Annotated in this window: 16 protein-coding genes; 6 read left to right on the forward strand and 10 right to left on the reverse strand. The window is 33.4% G+C overall.

Annotated features, from left to right (window positions below; genetic code table 11):
- The first annotated feature begins 140 nt into the window (after positions 1–140).
- The gene (locus L0669_RS02870; protein ID WP_263763901.1) at positions 141–1,121 is read left to right on the forward strand and encodes a LuxE/PaaK family acyltransferase; all 981 of its coding nucleotides are present in this window, start codon (positions 141–143) and stop codon (positions 1,119–1,121) included.
- 80 nt (positions 1,122–1,201) lie between these two features.
- Here L0669_RS02870 and tyrS read toward each other — a convergent pair whose 3' ends face one another.
- Positions 1,202–2,497, reverse strand: a complete 1,296-nt coding sequence (gene tyrS / locus L0669_RS02875) for a tyrosine--tRNA ligase (RefSeq protein ID WP_263761169.1) — start codon at positions 2,495–2,497, stop codon at positions 1,202–1,204.
- A gap of 476 nt (positions 2,498–2,973) precedes the next feature.
- Here tyrS and L0669_RS02880 point away from each other — a divergent pair, with 476 nt between their 5' ends.
- Positions 2,974–3,972, forward strand: coding sequence for an NAD-dependent epimerase/dehydratase family protein (locus L0669_RS02880; protein WP_263761171.1), 999 nt, complete (start codon positions 2,974–2,976; stop codon positions 3,970–3,972).
- Positions 3,973–3,975: 3 nt separating this feature from the next.
- Here L0669_RS02880 and L0669_RS02885 read toward each other — a convergent pair whose 3' ends face one another.
- The 3 genes from L0669_RS02885 to L0669_RS02895 are packed head-to-tail and all read right to left on the reverse strand — an operon-like array spanning position 3,976 to position 6,544.
- A complete protein-coding gene (locus L0669_RS02885; RefSeq protein ID WP_263761173.1) occupies positions 3,976–4,455 on the reverse strand; it encodes a DUF4296 domain-containing protein in 480 nt (159 codons plus the stop codon).
- A 9-nt stretch (positions 4,456–4,464) separates the two neighbouring features.
- Positions 4,465–5,805: a dihydroorotase gene (locus L0669_RS02890; protein ID WP_173970340.1), complete on the reverse strand. Its 1,341-nt coding sequence runs from the start codon at positions 5,803–5,805 to the stop codon at positions 4,465–4,467.
- Between the two features lie 13 nt (positions 5,806–5,818).
- Positions 5,819–6,544 (reverse strand): polyprenol monophosphomannose synthase, encoded by a 726-nt coding sequence (locus L0669_RS02895; protein WP_173970341.1) that lies wholly within the window; start codon positions 6,542–6,544, stop codon positions 5,819–5,821.
- Between the two features lie 106 nt (positions 6,545–6,650).
- Here L0669_RS02895 and L0669_RS02900 point away from each other — a divergent pair, with 106 nt between their 5' ends.
- The 3 genes from L0669_RS02900 (at position 6,651) to L0669_RS02910 (ending at position 8,876) form a co-directional block, all read left to right on the forward strand.
- Complete coding sequence (locus L0669_RS02900) at positions 6,651–7,343, forward strand: DUF4271 domain-containing protein (RefSeq protein ID WP_263761175.1); 693 nt, start codon at positions 6,651–6,653, stop codon at positions 7,341–7,343.
- Positions 7,344–7,357: 14 nt separating this feature from the next.
- Positions 7,358–8,107, forward strand: coding sequence for a uroporphyrinogen-III synthase (locus L0669_RS02905; protein ID WP_041518659.1), 750 nt, complete (start codon positions 7,358–7,360; stop codon positions 8,105–8,107).
- A gap of 298 nt (positions 8,108–8,405) precedes the next feature.
- A complete protein-coding gene (locus L0669_RS02910; RefSeq protein ID WP_007811264.1) occupies positions 8,406–8,876 on the forward strand; it encodes an Lrp/AsnC family transcriptional regulator in 471 nt (156 codons plus the stop codon).
- A 404-nt stretch (positions 8,877–9,280) separates the two neighbouring features.
- On the opposite strand, the gene L0669_RS02915 is transcribed toward L0669_RS02910, so the two are convergent.
- From L0669_RS02915 to L0669_RS02925, 3 genes are all read right to left on the reverse strand, one after another.
- Positions 9,281–9,967, reverse strand: a complete 687-nt coding sequence (locus L0669_RS02915; RefSeq protein WP_173970343.1) for a zinc metallopeptidase — start codon at positions 9,965–9,967, stop codon at positions 9,281–9,283.
- Positions 9,968–10,070: 103 nt separating this feature from the next.
- Positions 10,071–10,706, reverse strand: coding sequence for a response regulator (locus L0669_RS02920; protein ID WP_263761177.1), 636 nt, complete (start codon positions 10,704–10,706; stop codon positions 10,071–10,073).
- Positions 10,699–12,711, reverse strand: coding sequence for a tetratricopeptide repeat-containing sensor histidine kinase (locus L0669_RS02925; protein WP_263761179.1), 2,013 nt, complete (start codon positions 12,709–12,711; stop codon positions 10,699–10,701). The genes L0669_RS02920 and L0669_RS02925 overlap by 8 nt, the downstream gene beginning before the upstream one ends.
- Positions 12,712–12,878: 167 nt before the next feature.
- Here L0669_RS02925 and L0669_RS02930 point away from each other — a divergent pair, with 167 nt between their 5' ends.
- A complete protein-coding gene (locus L0669_RS02930; RefSeq protein ID WP_263761181.1) occupies positions 12,879–13,277 on the forward strand; it encodes an MmpS family transport accessory protein in 399 nt (132 codons plus the stop codon).
- A 68-nt stretch (positions 13,278–13,345) separates the two neighbouring features.
- Here L0669_RS02930 and L0669_RS02935 read toward each other — a convergent pair whose 3' ends face one another.
- The 3 genes from L0669_RS02935 to L0669_RS02945 are packed head-to-tail and all read right to left on the reverse strand — an operon-like array spanning position 13,346 to position 15,251.
- The gene (locus L0669_RS02935) at positions 13,346–13,939 is read right to left on the reverse strand and encodes a hypothetical protein (protein ID WP_263761183.1); all 594 of its coding nucleotides are present in this window, start codon (positions 13,937–13,939) and stop codon (positions 13,346–13,348) included.
- Entirely contained in the window at positions 13,926–14,399 is a 474-nt protein-coding gene (locus L0669_RS02940) for an RNA polymerase sigma factor (RefSeq protein ID WP_263761185.1), read from the reverse strand. The genes L0669_RS02935 and L0669_RS02940 overlap by 14 nt, the downstream gene beginning before the upstream one ends.
- 3 nt (positions 14,400–14,402) lie before the next feature.
- Entirely contained in the window at positions 14,403–15,251 is an 849-nt protein-coding gene (locus L0669_RS02945; protein WP_263761187.1) for an alpha/beta fold hydrolase, read from the reverse strand.
- Positions 15,252–15,757: the final 506 nt, after the last annotated feature.

Here is a 15,757-nt window from a genome sequence, read left to right on the forward strand (position 1 = left end):
AAGAAATATTTAGAAGTATCATCTTTATGTTTTTACACAACATTTAGCATTCACCTATTTTTCAATTTCACTACATACCAAAAACTCCCACTGAAAACTGCGACTAAAAACTAAAAACAATATCTTTGCACAAAAAAGTTTTGATTACATCCAACGATATATTTACGATTTCGAGTCAGAAACAATTTGAAAAGATCGCTTTAAAAGTGTTTCGTTTTCAACATGAGAATAACGTCGTATATCGTGATTTCTGCGATTTTTTAAAAGTAAATCCACAACAGGTAAAATCGCTGGAGCAAATTCCATTTTTACCTATTCAGTTTTTCAAAAGTCACAATGTTGTTTCTAACAACGATCCTGCTCAGGTTACTTTTACCAGCAGCGGAACAACCGGAATGATTACAAGCCGACATATAGTGACCGATGTTTCCCTATATGAGGAAAGTTACCGCAATGGATTTTCTCAGTTTTACGGCAATATCGAAGATTATGTTGTTTTAGCCCTTTTACCGTCTTATCTCGAACGCGACGGCTCTTCGTTAATTTATATGGTCGAAGATCTTATAAAGCTATCCAATCAGCCTGACAGCGGCTTTTATTTACACAATCACGACGACTTAATAAAAAAACTAACAGCTCTTGATGAATCCGGTCAAAATGTTATTTTAATTGGAGTTACTTACGCTTTATTAGATTTAATCGAAAAGCACCAATTCAACCTTCAGAATACCATCATTATGGAAACCGGAGGAATGAAAGGAAAACGTAAAGAAATGATTCGCGAAGAATTGCACGAACAACTTTGCAAAGGTTTTGGCGTTACTGCAATTCACTCAGAATACGGAATGACGGAACTTTTAGGGCAAGCCTATTCTTTAGGCGAAGGCGTTTTCGAATGTCCGTCATGGATGCACATTTTAATTCGCGATCCTGAAGATGCTCTCACTTACGTGAAAGATGGAAAAACAGGCGGAATAAACGTTATCGATTTAGCCAACATCAACTCTTGTTCTTTTATCGCCACGCAGGATTTGGGCAAAAAAAATCCCAACAACTCTTTCGAGGTATTGGGACGTTTTGATAATTCTGATATTCGTGGTTGTAATTTGATGGTGCTTTGATGTTAAATCGTGGATTTGTTAAATCGTTTAATCGCTTTTGCACTCGATTAAACAATTAACCGATTAAACAGTTAAACCTTTTAAACCACTCTAATCACAAAATAGTTTTTCTTTCCACTTTGTAATAACACAAACTGATTGTTGATTAAATCATTTGATGTCAATACAAAATCTTCTTTTATTTTTTCTCTGTTTACCGAGATTGAGTTTGCTGTTAAAGCACGTCGCGCTTCTCCGTTTGATTTAAAGAAACCTGTTTTTTCATTTAAAACCGAGATAATATCCAATTCGTTTTCTAAATCTGCTTTTGCAATTTCAGCTTGCGGAACTCCGTCAAAAACTTCTAAAAAAGTAGTTTCATCTAATTTCTTCAAATCGTCTGCAGTAGAATTTCCAAACAAAATATTCGAAGCCTGGATCGCTTTCTCTAATTCTTCTTCAGAATGAACAAAAATCGTGATTTCTTCAGCTAGTTTCTTTTGTAAAACTCTTAAATGCGGAGCCGTTTTATGCTCTTCGATCAAAGCATCAATCGTTTCTTTATCTAAAAAAGTAAAGATTTTGATGTATTTCTCAGCATCAACATCAGTTGAATTTACCCAAAACTGGTAAAATTTATATACCGAAGTTTTATCAGCGTCTAACCAAACATTTCCACCTTCAGATTTTCCGAATTTAGAACCGTCAGCTTTTGTAATTAATGGTGTTGTCAAAGCAAAAGCTTTTGCATTCTCTCCTCCCATTCTACGCACTAATTCTGTACCTGTGGTAATATTACCCCATTGGTCAGAACCTCCCATTTGCAAAACGCAATTGTTGTTTTTATATAAATGATAAAAATCGTATCCCTGAATTAATTGATAGGTAAACTCTGTAAAAGACATTCCTTCGCCTTCTCCGGCAAATCTCTTTTTTACTGAATCCTTCGCCATCATATAATTTACCGTGATACGCTTTCCAACTTCACGGGCAAAATCAATAAACGAGAATTCTTTCATCCAGTCATAGTTATTTACCATAACCGGAGCATTTGCTTCTTTTGAATTAAAGTCTAAGAAACGAGACAAAACACTTTTTATTCCCGCAACGTTTTTAGCCAAAGTTTCTTCGTTCAACAGATTTCTTTCGTCAGATTTCCCAGATGGATCACCAATCATTCCGGTTGCACCACCTACCAGGGCGATAGCTTTATGACCGGTTCTGTTTAAGTGAACCAATAAAATAATCTGAACCATACTACCAATATGTAGTGAATCTGCCGTTGGATCAAAACCTATATATGCCGTCGTTACCTCTTTTAGCAATTGTTCTTCCGTTCCTGGCATGCTATCATGATATAACCCTCGCCACTTTAATTCTTCAACTAGATTCTTCATTTTTAAAATAATTTGTGCAAATATAGCAATTGTGAATTGCAATCTCAAAAATGAATTGAACGACTGATTTAAAATCGAATAAAATTATACCGTTAAATCCCTTTTACGCAAAAAAGAGAAAACATTAAAAAGCAACACTATAAAAAAACATAAAATACTAAAACATAAAAAATAAACCTTGGCCAGGTCATTATCAAATCCGAGTAACTGAATCATTAAAAACAATAAAAACGAACCTGATCCTAAAAACCATAATATAATTTTTCTTCTTCTCACATCAAACTTTGTCATTTCTTACTTCGCTGATTAATTAAACAATTTATAATCTCTACAACATCAAACAAATGAATATTTCGATACAAAAGTAATATTTTTCTTTCTTTTAGGTGTGGTTTTGAATACTATTTTAATCAACTTTTTAAAATCAATTACAAGAAATAATTTCGAATTAGTAAATCATTCAATATCTTTACAAAATGGTATTAGTAACTGGAGGAACAGGTTTAGTAGGCTCGCATTTATTGCTTCATTTAATTGAAAATGGAGAAAATGTTCGGGCGATTTACCGAAATCAGGATAACATTCAAAAAACAAAATCGGTTTTTGAATTGTATAAAAAAGGAGATTTATTCGAAAAAATCAATTGGCTTGAAGCCGATATTCTTGATGTTCCCTCGTTAGAAGTTGCTTTTATAGATATCGACTACGTTTATCATTGTGCCGCTTTTATCTCTTTTGACCCTAAAGATGAAGAATCTCTTCGAAAAACTAATATCGAAGGAACGGCGAATATGGTTAATTTTTCGATTGCCAAAGGAGTAAAGAAATTCTGTTATGTGAGTTCTATTGCGGCTTTAGGAGATATAGCACCACACGAAACTTACATTACAGAAGAAACCGACTGGAATCCGGAAAAACCGCACAGCGATTATGCTATTTCTAAATATGGTGCCGAAATGGAAGTCTGGCGCGCACTTCAGGAAGGCCTAGACATTATAATTATCAACCCGGGTGTGATTTTAGGACCAATTGCAGCGACAAAAATCTTCGATGAAGGAAGTGTTGAATTGTACCGAAAAGTAGCCAACGGACTTTCTTTTTACACACTTGGAAGCACTGGTTTTATTACTGTAGTTGATGTGGTTCGAATTTCGCACGAATTAATGAAAAGCGACATCAAAAACGAGCGTTTTACTTTAATTGCAGATAATATTGTTTTTCAGGACATCCTAAACACAATTGCCGATACCTTAAAAGTAAAAAGGCCAGCCAAACATGCAAAACCGTTATTCATGAATTTCCTCTGGATGGCAGATTTAGTATTTTCAACTTTGTTTTTTCAAAAAAGACGTCTTACCAAAGCAACTGCAAAAGCTTCTTATTCTAAAAATCTGTATGCTAATGAAAAAATAAAAACCGCTCTGGGAACGGTTTTTCTAGATGTGCATCAATATATAAAAGATAGTTTGAAGTAAAATCTATCTCTTTTTTCTTAATTGTATTAATTGTTTTATCGAATCGATGGTAGCTTGTTGTTTCAAAGGTTTCTTAACAGCTTCTTTAATCGAATCTTTTTCTTTCTTCTTTTTTTCTTTTGCTGCTTTTTTCTCTTCGATTTTCAAGATCGAGTCTGTAGCTCTTTGATTTACAGCCAATCGTTTACTTACCTCGTCAAACATTTCTTTGTAACCCTCATAATCGGTTGCGTAATACATATTGCTTTGAGCAAACTGTAAACTATCGACTTTGAATTTTCTTAAAATGAATTTTACAGGATCTGTTTCAACTGAGTCCAGCGGAAGTGGATTTTGATATCTCATTGCGTCCAAAAGAGACAAATCATACATAATATCGACCATCTTTTCTTTCTCTATAAGTTTTGCAGGTTGTTTGACCAACTCTTTTTTACAACTTACAGAAAGAAACAAAACCAATATTATTACTATACAATTCTTCATTTCAGCTTTTTATCTATCAAACAATAATCTTTTTCCGTTGCGAAGGTCTTTTACTTTAAAATTATTATAAACCAGTTCACCATTCACGAAAGTGTGCGTAATTCTTGATTTAAAAGTATAATTTTCAAAAGGCGACCATCCGCATTTTGCAAGGATATTTTCTGGTTTTACGCTCCATGGTAAACTTGGATTTACGATTACCAAATCAGCAAAATAACCTTCTTTTATAAAACCTCTTTTTTCGATTTTGAAAATTTTAGCCGGATTGTGGCACATTTTCTCTACGATTTTTTCTACAGTAATTTTTCCCTGGTGATGTGCTTCAAACATTGCCACAACAGCATGTTGTACAAGCGGACCTCCTGAAGGCGCATTAAGGTAAGATTGCATTTTTTCTTCTTTGGTATGTGGTGCATGATCTGTAGCAATTACATCTATACGACCATCATTTAATGCTTTCCAAAGTTCTGCTCTGTCCTGAGCAGTTTTTACAGCAGGATTCCATTTAATGAAATTTCCTTTTGTTTTATAATCCTCATCGGTAAACCAAAGATGGTGTACACAAACCTCAGCGGTAATTTTTTTATCTTCTAACGGAATTTTATTTGTAAACAATTCCATTTCTTTCGCAGTCGAAAGATGAAAAATATGCAAACGTGCTCCTGTTTTCTTTGCCAGTGCCACTGCTTTTGATGATGAAATATAACAAGCCTCAGCACTGCGGATCAAATGGTGCGCCGTCACCGGAACATCATCACCATATTGCTCCTTAAAAGCAGCAAGATTATTCTGGATTGTAGTTTCATCTTCGCAATGTACCGCAATTAACATTGGCGTACTTGAAAATATTTTTTCTAAAGTCGCTTCGTTATCTACCAACATATTTCCGGTAGACGAACCTAAGAAAATCTTGATTCCGGCAACATTTTTCGGATTGGTTTTTAAAACTTCTTCCAGATTATCATTGGTTGCCCCCATCATAAACGAATAATTCGCAAATGATTTCACCGCAGCAATTTGATATTTATCTTCTAAAATTTCCTGAGTAACTGCATTAGGAACCGTGTTGGGCTGCTCGATAAAAGAAGTAATTCCTCCTGCAACTGCCGCTCTCGATTCTGATTCGATATCTCCTTTATGTGTTAAGCCCGGTTCTCTAAAATGTACCTGATCATCAATTGCACCCGGAATTAAATAACTTCCTTCGGCATCGATTACTTTACAATCAGATGATTTTAGGCTGATGCTGTCTGCCACCTCAACGATCAGGTCGTTTTCGATTAAGACATCACCTTCAAAAATAGATCCTTCGTTTACAATTTTAGCATTCTTTATTAAAATCCTGTTCATCGCCATTGTGGTATTATAAGGTATTGACTAGTTTTTTTAATCTTAGTGAAATTACACCAAGAATTGCTTCTTTGATAATGGCATTGCTCATTTTCGAAACTCCTTTTGTTCTGTCTGTAAAGATAATAGGAACCTCAGTAATTTCAAATTTAGCACAATAGGTTCTGTATTTCATTTCGATCTGAAAAGCATAACCCACAAATTTAATTTTGTTAAGATTGATTTTTTCCAAAACTTCTCTTTTATAACAAACAAAACCTGCCGTGGCATCGTGAATTTTCATTCCGGTAATAAACTTCACGTAAACAGAGGCAAAATAAGACATTAAAACACGGCTTAACGGCCAGTTTACCACATTTACTCCCGTTACATAACGAGAACCAATAGCCAGATCTGCTCCACCAAAATGGCAAGCATCAAATAATTTTTCAAGGTCATTGGGGTTATGAGAAAAATCAGCATCCATCTCAAAAATGTAATTGTATTTGCGCTCTAAAGCCCATTTGAAACCGTGAACATAAGCAGTTCCTAAACCTGATTTTTTGGCTCTTTTTTCTAAAAACAATCTATCAGGAAATTCTTCCTGCAACGCAATTACCTTATTGGCCGTAAAATCGGGCGAATTATCATCAATAATCAAAAGATGAAAGGGTTTGTGTTGCGAAAGTACAGCTCTAACTATACTTTCAATATTTTCGATTTCGTTGTAAGTGGGGATTATGACAATACAATCATTCATTTTTCTGCGTAAATTTCATCGCAAAAGTAAACTTTTTATAGCATTTGATTCATAATAAATATATAATAAAAGTATTGAGACAAAAAATTACTAATTTTGTGTCGTTATGATTGAACAACTTCACCCTCGAATTATCGAAAACAAAGACTGGGCAACACTTTTATTTGTGTTGACCTTTGCTGTTGTAGCTATGACTAAATCAGCTTATGAAACTAGATTTAGCGAATTCAGCAAGCTTATTTTTTCAGACAAATACGCAAAAATTTACCGCGACAACAACCACCTGAAAAGTAGTTTTACGGTTGGTTTATTTTTCGTTCAGGTTATTTCGTATGCATTTTTCATTCAGTTGACGATGCATATTTTTTCAGAAGATCCTAAAACGGGAACTTATAGCGTTTTAAAAACCGACTGGATCTTGTTTATTCAGATCGCTACATTTTTACTTTATTTTATTTTAGCGAAGTTTTTAATCGAAAAAATTGTTGCAACTTCATTCAACATTGATGAGTTTGCCGACCTTTTTAACTTACAAAAAGTCACTTACAGAACTTACATAGGCGTTTTAGTGCTTCCTATTAATGCTATTTTGTTTTATTATGACAATATTCCTAAAATTATACCGCTAGTAATCATAGGTATTTCGCTATGTATCAGCCTATACTCATATTTTATTTCAATAAAAACGTATCAAAACGTAATAATCAGCAAGTTATTTTATTTTATTTTATATCTTTGCGCTCTTGAAATAGCCCCTTATTATTTTCTTTATTATTGGATTACAAAAGGGAACGCTTAGAAAAAGTTTACAATATGAAAGTGAAAACAATTTTGGTGTCACAGCCTGAACCTAAAGTGGAAAATTCTCCTTACTTTGAGCTCCAACAAAAACACAAAATAAAAATTGATTTCAGACCATTTATTCATGTGGAAGGGGTTAATGCAAAAGAGATTCGATTACAAAAAATCGATCTTAATCACTATACTGCCATAATTTTGACAAGCCGTAATGCGGTGGATCATTTTTTTAGAGTAGCAGATGAAATGCGTTATAAAGTTCCTGAAGGATTGAAATATTTCTGCCAATCTGAAGCTGTTGCATTTTACCTGCAAAAGTATGTTGTGTATAGAAAACGCAAAATTTACGTTGGAGCAAAAGATTTTGCAGACTTATCACCACTTATCAAAAAGTACAAAGACGAAAAGTTCTTGTTACCAGCATCTGATCAATTAAATGCTGATGCTCCTATAACGTTAAACAATCTAAAAGTAGACTGGGCACAAGCTGTTTTCTATAAAACAGTAATGAGCGACTTATCTGATCTTGCAGATGTTTATTACGATGTTCTAGCATTTTTTAGTCCAACCGGAATTAAATCTTTATTTAAAAACTTCCCGGACTTTAAGCAAAACGATACCAGAATCGCTGTTTTTGGAAGCACAACTCAAAAAGAAGCTCTTGATCATGGTTTAAGAATCGATATTCTTGCTCCAACTCCTGAAACTCCTTCTATGACAATGGCTTTAGAAAAATACATCGCAGAAGCAAACAAAGGAAAATAATTCCTTCAAAATATTTAATTTTTTAAAATTCCAAATTCCAACTTTAATGCTGGGATTTGGAATTTTTCTTTTTAGATCTATTTCAACATAAACAACGGTTTCAACCGTTGGGACGCAATCCATTATCTCCCTGTGGTTGAAACCACGGGCTATGTTTTGGAATTTGATGCCGTAGCTTCAGCATAAAAAATGGAATTTGGAGTTTGAGTATTGGAATTTTTCTTTTTACAGCATTTTAACTACATTTGATTTCTAACTAAAACCAAATAACTAAAATTAGTTTCAAATTACAACTCTTATGAAAATCAACTCCCTTTTAATCGAAATTGATGGTATCGATAAAGAAATTCTTAGATACCTTATGGACGATGCCCGAAAACCTATTTTACAAATTGCCAATAAAATAGGCATTTCAGGAGCTGCGATTCATCAGCGTTTAAAAAAACTGGAACAGTCGGGAGTAATATCAGGTTCTAAATTTACGGTTAACCCAAAAGTCTTAGGATATAACACAATGGCTTTTATTGGTGTTTATCTTGACAAAGCTTCAAGAAACTCCGAAGCCGTAAAAGATCTAAAAAAGATTCCGGAAGTCCTGGAATGTCATTATACCACAGGAAACTGGTCTGTTTTAATCAAAATCATTTGTCGTGACAATGAACACCTGATGCAGCTTTTAAATACTAAAATTCAAGCCATAGAAGGTGTTTCAAGAACTGAGACTTTTATATCGCTGGATCAGCAAATTGATAGGCAAATACAGCTTTAGAATTAGATAATGAACCAATTTGATAATTAGATAATAATTAAAACCTGCATGACAAACATTAGGCCTGAGATTAAAACCATTGTCTTTTTCATATCTTATTTTGTACTAGCATTGATAGGAGAAAAAATGAGTCCGAGTGGCGTCTGCACACCGGGACTTGGATTTTTATTATTCTTACTTGCAATTCCCATAAGTATAATTTATTCTTTAATTCTGTTTTTTAAGTATCATAAAACAGAGAACAAACAATATTTAAATTCCGTTTTTATAATCTCCGGAATATGGGTTCTGCTATTCATCTTCTTAAGTTTCAATAATTCATAAAAAATAAAAACCCGACAAATTTCTAAAATCTGTCGGGTTTATTATAAATTTTCTAATTGACTAATTATCTAATTGCCAAATTAATTCCTTCTACTTCCTGAATAAATCGAGATATAGTACAGCAACGTTGCAATAGATCCTATAGCAGCAACTACATAGGTTCTTGCAGCCCATTTTAAGGCATCTTTTGCTCCTGCTTGTTCTTCCTGTGTCAGCATATGTTTATTTTCTAACCAGGCAAGCGCTCTGTTACTCGCATCATATTCTACAGGCAACGTTATAATGGTAAACAATGTTGTTGCAGCAAAAATCACGATTCCTACCAATAGCAATTGCGGAAACGTTCTAATCATTAAAATTCCGGCCAGCAAAATCCATTGTACATAATTGGATGCGATGCTAACAATTGGCACTAATTTAGAACGCAAAGTCAGCCATTCGTATCCTATAGAATGCTGAACCGCATGACCACATTCGTGCGCAGCAACAGCAGCGGCAGCGGCATTACGATGATTGTAAACTGCCTCACTTAAATTTACTGTTTTATCTGAAGGATTGTAATGATCTGTTAACTGTCCCGGAGTCGAGATAACACGAACATCTGTAATTCCGTTATCAGCCAACATTTTTTCGGCGATTTCAGCACCACTCATTCCGTTTCTTAATTGTAATTTCGAATATAATTCAAATTTGCTCTTGAGCTTTGAACTCACTATCCAGCTGAACAACATAATCGCTCCGGCCAGAATTAAATATCCACTTCCCATATTTTTTTACTTTTATTTGATTGATTATTAAAGTTACAAAAGAAACTGCAATTTCTGAACCAAACTCAAAAAATGTCATTTTGGCATTTTTACAGACATTTTTTCAATCTAAAAGATTGTTTTTCAGCAACAGCGTAATTAATTCTGCTACATTTTTAGTTTTATATTTCTGAAGAATATTTCGTCTGTGCGTTTGTACCGTTAAGAAACTTAAAAAAAGTTCATCGGCAATTTCCTGAGTTTGTTTTCCTTTTGAAAGCAAAACAGCGATGTCTTTTTCTCTTCTGCTTAAACTGGGAATTGTATCTAAATCTTCAGATAATGGCTGACTCACAATTGTTTTAACCTCATCACTAAAAACAATTTCACCCTCGATTGCTTTATTGATACAGCTTTTAAATTCATCAAATGAAGCGCTTTTCAAAATATAACCATTTCCTCCATTCTGAATAAACTTCATCACTAAACTTCGTTCAGACTGACTGCTCATCCCGATAACAATTACGCGAGGATATTTCTGTTTAATGGCTTTGCATAAATCTATACCCGTAATTACAGGCAAAAAAATATCGATTAAAACCAAATCTACCTTATTGTTTTCTATGTAATCGAGAAGCGTAACACCAGATTGCATTTTCTCGATAATTTCTATGTTTTCTAAATCGGCTAAGAGTCCTGAAATACCCGAAATCACAATAGGATGATCATCCACCACAACCATTTTATATTTTTTACTCATTTTCCTGATTTTCGTTTATTACATTTAATTCAATATATGCCGATGTTCCCTGATTGGGTTTACTTTCAATTTCTAACTTTCCGTTCAGGAATTCTACACGGTTTTTAATATTTTTCAGCCCCATTCCGTTTTTGTTTTTTGGGTCCGAAATATCAAAACCAACTCCATTATCTTCGACTGTAATAAAAAATACATCTTTGTTTTGGGAGCATGAAACCAAAACCTGAGAGGCTTTTGCATATTTTAGAGCATTATTCAACAATTCCTGAATAATTCTGTAAATCATGATTTCGTAATTTTTAGGAAGCCTTGATTTTTTTATCAGATATTGAAATTCAACTTTAGTAACAGCATTAGAATTCGCCGCACATAAATCTCTTAAAGCGTGTTCTAAACTCAATTCTAACAAACTTTCGGGCATTAGATTCTGCGATATATTGCGAAGTTCTTTAATCGAATTATCCAATAGCGCGTCTACTCCATTTACCGTTTCGGCATTTTCTTTTTTTGCCAGGTTCAAATGAATTTTCACACTCGAAAGCATACTTCCCAAACCATCATGCAGATCTCTGGCAATTCTTTTACGTTCCATTTCTTCTCCCTGAATCAAAGCCTTAGAAACCGAAAGTTTATGTCGGTCTTCAAAAGCAGATAATTCTTGTTTGAGGTTGATTTCTTTTTGAACGCTTAATTTCTTTTGATTCTTATTGAAAATCCAGAGAAACAAAACAATTAAAAGTAACAGAAAAGACAAACCTGCAAAGAGCAATGAATTTAATCGGTTGCTGTACACCATTAAGGCGGCTTTATCATTTAGCGATTGCAGCATCGTTATTTTTTTCTCGCTTTCGGCTTTTTTATATTTTGCTTCAAGCTCTACAATCTCACTTTTAAACTTGGTATTATTTAGACTATCGTTTACTGCATTGTATTTATGCGAATAAAAATACGCCTTGTCATATTCTTTAGTCGCATTGTACACTTTGGCCAATTCGTTATAATAATTCTTTTTATCTACAACAAAAGGAGTGTTTTTTAAAAGATATTCTAAGTTCTTTTTTGCCTTTTCATAATTCTTTAATTTAAAAAGCACTTCATATTCGGCAAATTTCAATCGGTTTAAAGCGATGGCATTCTGGTGTTTTTCGGCTGATTTTATTCCTTTTTCATAACTTTCTAAAGCGATTGCATTTTTATTTTGTTTGGCGTAATACAACCCTTCCGAATAAAAATAGGAATCATTTAAATTGGAGTCCGGGAAATTTTTTAATGTCGAAAATGCTTTATCGAGTACTTTTTCGGCATCATAAAAATGCTTCAATTCTACCAGGTTTTCAGCATTAATAATGTAAGTTTCCATTTTTGATTCGGCAAGAGTTGGCGATTTTTTAATGGCTCTTTCAATGTAAAGCTGGGCTTCATTTAAATATTCGCTCGCTTTCTCGCGTTCGTTGTTATTCATAAAAATAATAGCAACCGCTTTATACAAACCACTTATAAGTTCATAATCACGACTTTTTTTTGCCGCAGGAATCGCTTCATTAATCAGCAATTTCATATAGGCTTTTTCGTTGTTTTTACGTTGCTGCATAATACCGTAATTCTGCAGGATAATTGCCCTGAGTCGAAATGCTTCGGTATTATAATACTTTTTTAGTTTGTTGTTTCCTTCAAGCAGTGCTTTTTCGAAACCATCAACATCTCCTTTTTCTAAAAAACTATAAGAATTGTAAAATACTCCCGCATCGTTTAAGAACGGAAATTTGCTTTTTAGTTTATTGGCCTGCTCTAAATATTCTTTTGATTTTTTAGCATCCTGAACCATCAAATATAGTTTAGACAACTTAAAGCTATACAAACATTTAATACTATCTGACTTTGTGTTTTTAGTGATTTTAGCAATACTGTCTATATAAACCGAATCATCATCAAGTGAAAGAATTACCTGCGAATGCGAAACGACAGATAAAAAAAGAAATAATATTAATAAGTAGATTTTCTTCATAAAGTGGTATTTATTCAAAAATATCAAATAAAAAAATGTTTGAAAAGGAATTCCACCACTTTTACCTGATATCAGGTAATTCAAAATGCATTTTATCAGGTATTGCCATGTCTTTTATAAGCGCCTAATTTTGTTTTAAATGAATGTTAATTAATAAAAAAAATATTATGAAATCAGTTTTAAAGACTTTAGCAATTGTATTAACTCTTGCTTTTACAGTAGGATCTTGCAGCAGCGACAACGATAATGACTCAACACCAGTTTCAAGAGATGTAAAATATGAACTAACCGGAAATTTTTCAGGAGAACTTAGTACAATTTATTTTGACAAAGGTGGAAACCCTTTAAATGAGGATGTTACCAAATTACCTTGGACTAAAGAAATTACCGTTGATAAGGATGTAAATGGTGTAACAGCCAGCGCAAGTGGTCATGGTGGTGTTAAAGATCAAACTCTAACTGCCAAAATTTATGTTGGTGGTGTAGTAGTAAAAGAATCTACGGCAAAAGCAAACAGTGACGGAATCATCGTAGTGACTCTTGTACCTTATGTTTTTCCTCTATAAGTTTTAGGAGTAGAATTTTTATTTTAATTTTGGAAAAAAGGAGCTCCGCATTATTGTGGAGCTTTTTTTTATTCTTCCAGTTGGTGGTTGATCGCTTCAAATTTCTCAATCAATCCATTAATTTTATTTTGTTGTTTTGCAATTTGTTTTGGGCGAATGTAAAACCAATTAAAGGCAATCCATAACAAAGTGATCCCGTAGGTTATCAAAGCATAGAAAACAGTCATTCTTGATGCGTATTCATACATATACAGGCAAATTCCTGCCATAAGCAAAACAAAATACCAGCTTAACACTTTCGACTGCATGTATTGTTGCTTTTTTCTAATCAAGATTAATTGTTGCAAATATTCCTGATTGGTTTGTGTCGAATCGATATGTTTAAAAGTACTCAACACTCTGTTGTAAACTCCAACATACATTACCATTGCTAAAATGGCTAAAATGATTCCAATTTTGGTGGAGATAAATTCAGGCTGATAACGGTACCATATAAAAATTATAAAAGCACTTGTTGCTGCAAGTAAAATATTAGTTCTCCACAATAATCTTAAACTTGCTTTTTTAAACTGTTTTAATCTCACCAACAAATCTTCGATATTGGGTTTATTTACGGTTTGTTTCTTCCATAAATCTTTAAAGTCTATATTATTGTTGTCCATTTTCTTTAAATTTTTGAGTCAGTTTTTCTTTAATTCTGTGAATTTTCACTCTAACATTTGCTTCAGAAAGACCAATAATTTTGGCTATTTCGGCTTGCTTTACATCTTCTAATTCCAGCGAAATAATGATACGTTCTGTTTCCGGCAATTCGGCAATACATTGATACAAAAACTGAATTTGTGGTTCTAATGATGTTTGTTTTTCTTCGGTAAGATGATTGGGCAAATCCGATTTAGGGAAACGTTTTTCTTTTTCGATCTGCCTTAAACAATTATTGGATGCGATTCTAAAAATCCAGGTTCCTATACCCGATTCATTTCTAAAAGTTTCCAGCTTTTGCCAGACAATAATAAAAGTTTCCTGAGCTAAATCCTGCGCGACATCATGATCGTTGACAAAACCCATACAAAGCCTGAATATTCTGTCCCAATACATTTTATAAATAGTTTCAAACTCCATTTATTACGATTTTATAAAATTGTTGATCTGATTTAAATACCACACTTTATCATCATACATTATAAAGTGTAAGCCTTTATTGGCATATTGAAAATTGCCTGTTTTTAAATTTTTATACTGAGCATCAATTGCAGGTTTTAAATTTACAAAATAAGATTCCAGTAAAATTAAAGACGGACATTTTATAGTCGCAATTTTATCTCTTAAATCTGTATTAGAGAAATCGCAATACATTTCGGCAAAGGTTTTTCGATCTGATTTTACGCTCCAATCTACTACCATATCAAGTTTCGAAGTATCTTCAAGCAGTCTTGGCATTGTTTTTTTCTGCATATCAGCAAACTGAGTATCTGATAATGCCGTCATTTGACTTACCATAGCTGAACAGTCATTATTTTCTTTTGATTCGAATGAAGGATCCATCAACGCGCCTAAACATGGTAATGCATCGACCACAACAATTTTGCTAATTAACTCAGGATAATCTGCTGCAATTGCCAATGCTAATCCGCCACCCATACTATGACCAACAATAATTGGTTTTTCTATTTTATTTCCTTTGATGTAATCAGCAATTTCGTTTTCCCAATTTTTGAATGTTGCGTTTCCTTGTGGTTTTACTCCGGCAAAACCCGCCATTGTAAAAGTGTAACAGGTAAAATCTTTTTCGAAGTTTGCTCTGGTTTCATTCCAGACATCTCCTGAAGAGGCAAATCCAGGAATGAATACTATTGTTTGTTTTCCTTTTCCAGTTTTAAGAACTTCAAACGGATATTGTTTTGTTTGCGCAAAAACATTTAAACATAATGCTGAAAATAAAAGGGCGATAACCAGGATGATATACTTTTTCATTTTTAATAGATTTAAGTTGTTAAATGATTTAATTCGCCTTTTGGATACGGTAAGTTTTAAAATGTTACAGATTTTTTTGAAAAAAAATAAATTTCAATATTTTAAAATCCCAAATCCCAATTTTCATGCGCGTTATTTAACCGCAAAGTGCGCGAAAGTTTACGTAAAGGACGCGAGTTTTTTTTGCGCGCAAAGGCGCAATGTCGCAAAGTTTTTTTCGCAATCTTGTCATTTCTGTAGATGTTATAAATTCCGCAAAGTGTCAATCTTTGTAGAGTTACTTGTGAAGATTTCTCGTTCCTCGAAATGACAAACTATGTGTTTTTCGGAATAAAATTTGTGGAAATTCGTGTAATTTGTGGCAAAAAAATCCCAAATCTCAACAAATTACGTATTGCAAAAAATACCTTCAGTTATTATTTTTTCGACGTTTGCTAACAAGAATATTATGTCATTTTGTACAGTAATTATTTACAAGAAATTTTTAATACTAATTAAGAAAAATG

Origin of the sequence: Flavobacterium bizetiae (genome assembly GCF_024271895.1) — a bacterium.
GTDB classification, from domain to species: Bacteria; Bacteroidota; Bacteroidia; order Flavobacteriales; family Flavobacteriaceae; genus Flavobacterium; species Flavobacterium bizetiae.

Bases quoted from the DNA above. Each gene is read 5' to 3' on its own strand.
- L0669_RS02930 (WP_263761181.1), top strand. From the start codon at position 12,879: ATGAAATCAGTTTTAAAGACTTTAGCAATTGTATTAACTCTTGCTTTT.
- L0669_RS02925 (WP_263761179.1), bottom strand. From the start codon at position 12,711: ATGAAGAAAATCTACTTATTAATATTATTTCTTTTTTTATCTGTCGTT.
- L0669_RS02900 (WP_263761175.1), top strand. From the start codon at position 6,651: ATGATTGAACAACTTCACCCTCGAATTATCGAAAACAAAGACTGGGCA.
- L0669_RS02940 (WP_263761185.1), bottom strand. From the start codon at position 14,399: ATGGAGTTTGAAACTATTTATAAAATGTATTGGGACAGAATATTCAGG.
- L0669_RS02945 (WP_263761187.1), bottom strand. From the start codon at position 15,251: ATGAAAAAGTATATCATCCTGGTTATCGCCCTTTTATTTTCAGCATTA.
- L0669_RS02880 (WP_263761171.1), top strand. From the start codon at position 2,974: ATGGTATTAGTAACTGGAGGAACAGGTTTAGTAGGCTCGCATTTATTG.
- tyrS (WP_263761169.1), bottom strand. From the start codon at position 2,497: ATGAAGAATCTAGTTGAAGAATTAAAGTGGCGAGGGTTATATCATGAT.
- L0669_RS02885 (WP_263761173.1), bottom strand. From the start codon at position 4,455: ATGAAGAATTGTATAGTAATAATATTGGTTTTGTTTCTTTCTGTAAGT.
- L0669_RS02890 (WP_173970340.1), bottom strand. From the start codon at position 5,805: ATGAACAGGATTTTAATAAAGAATGCTAAAATTGTAAACGAAGGATCT.
- L0669_RS02915 (WP_173970343.1), bottom strand. From the start codon at position 9,967: ATGGGAAGTGGATATTTAATTCTGGCCGGAGCGATTATGTTGTTCAGC.
- L0669_RS02935 (WP_263761183.1), bottom strand. From the start codon at position 13,939: ATGGACAACAATAATATAGACTTTAAAGATTTATGGAAGAAACAAACC.
- L0669_RS02910 (WP_007811264.1), top strand. From the start codon at position 8,406: ATGAAAATCAACTCCCTTTTAATCGAAATTGATGGTATCGATAAAGAA.
- L0669_RS02895 (WP_173970341.1), bottom strand. From the start codon at position 6,544: ATGAATGATTGTATTGTCATAATCCCCACTTACAACGAAATCGAAAAT.
- L0669_RS02905 (WP_041518659.1), top strand. From the start codon at position 7,358: ATGAAAGTGAAAACAATTTTGGTGTCACAGCCTGAACCTAAAGTGGAA.
- L0669_RS02920 (WP_263761177.1), bottom strand. From the start codon at position 10,706: ATGAGTAAAAAATATAAAATGGTTGTGGTGGATGATCATCCTATTGTG.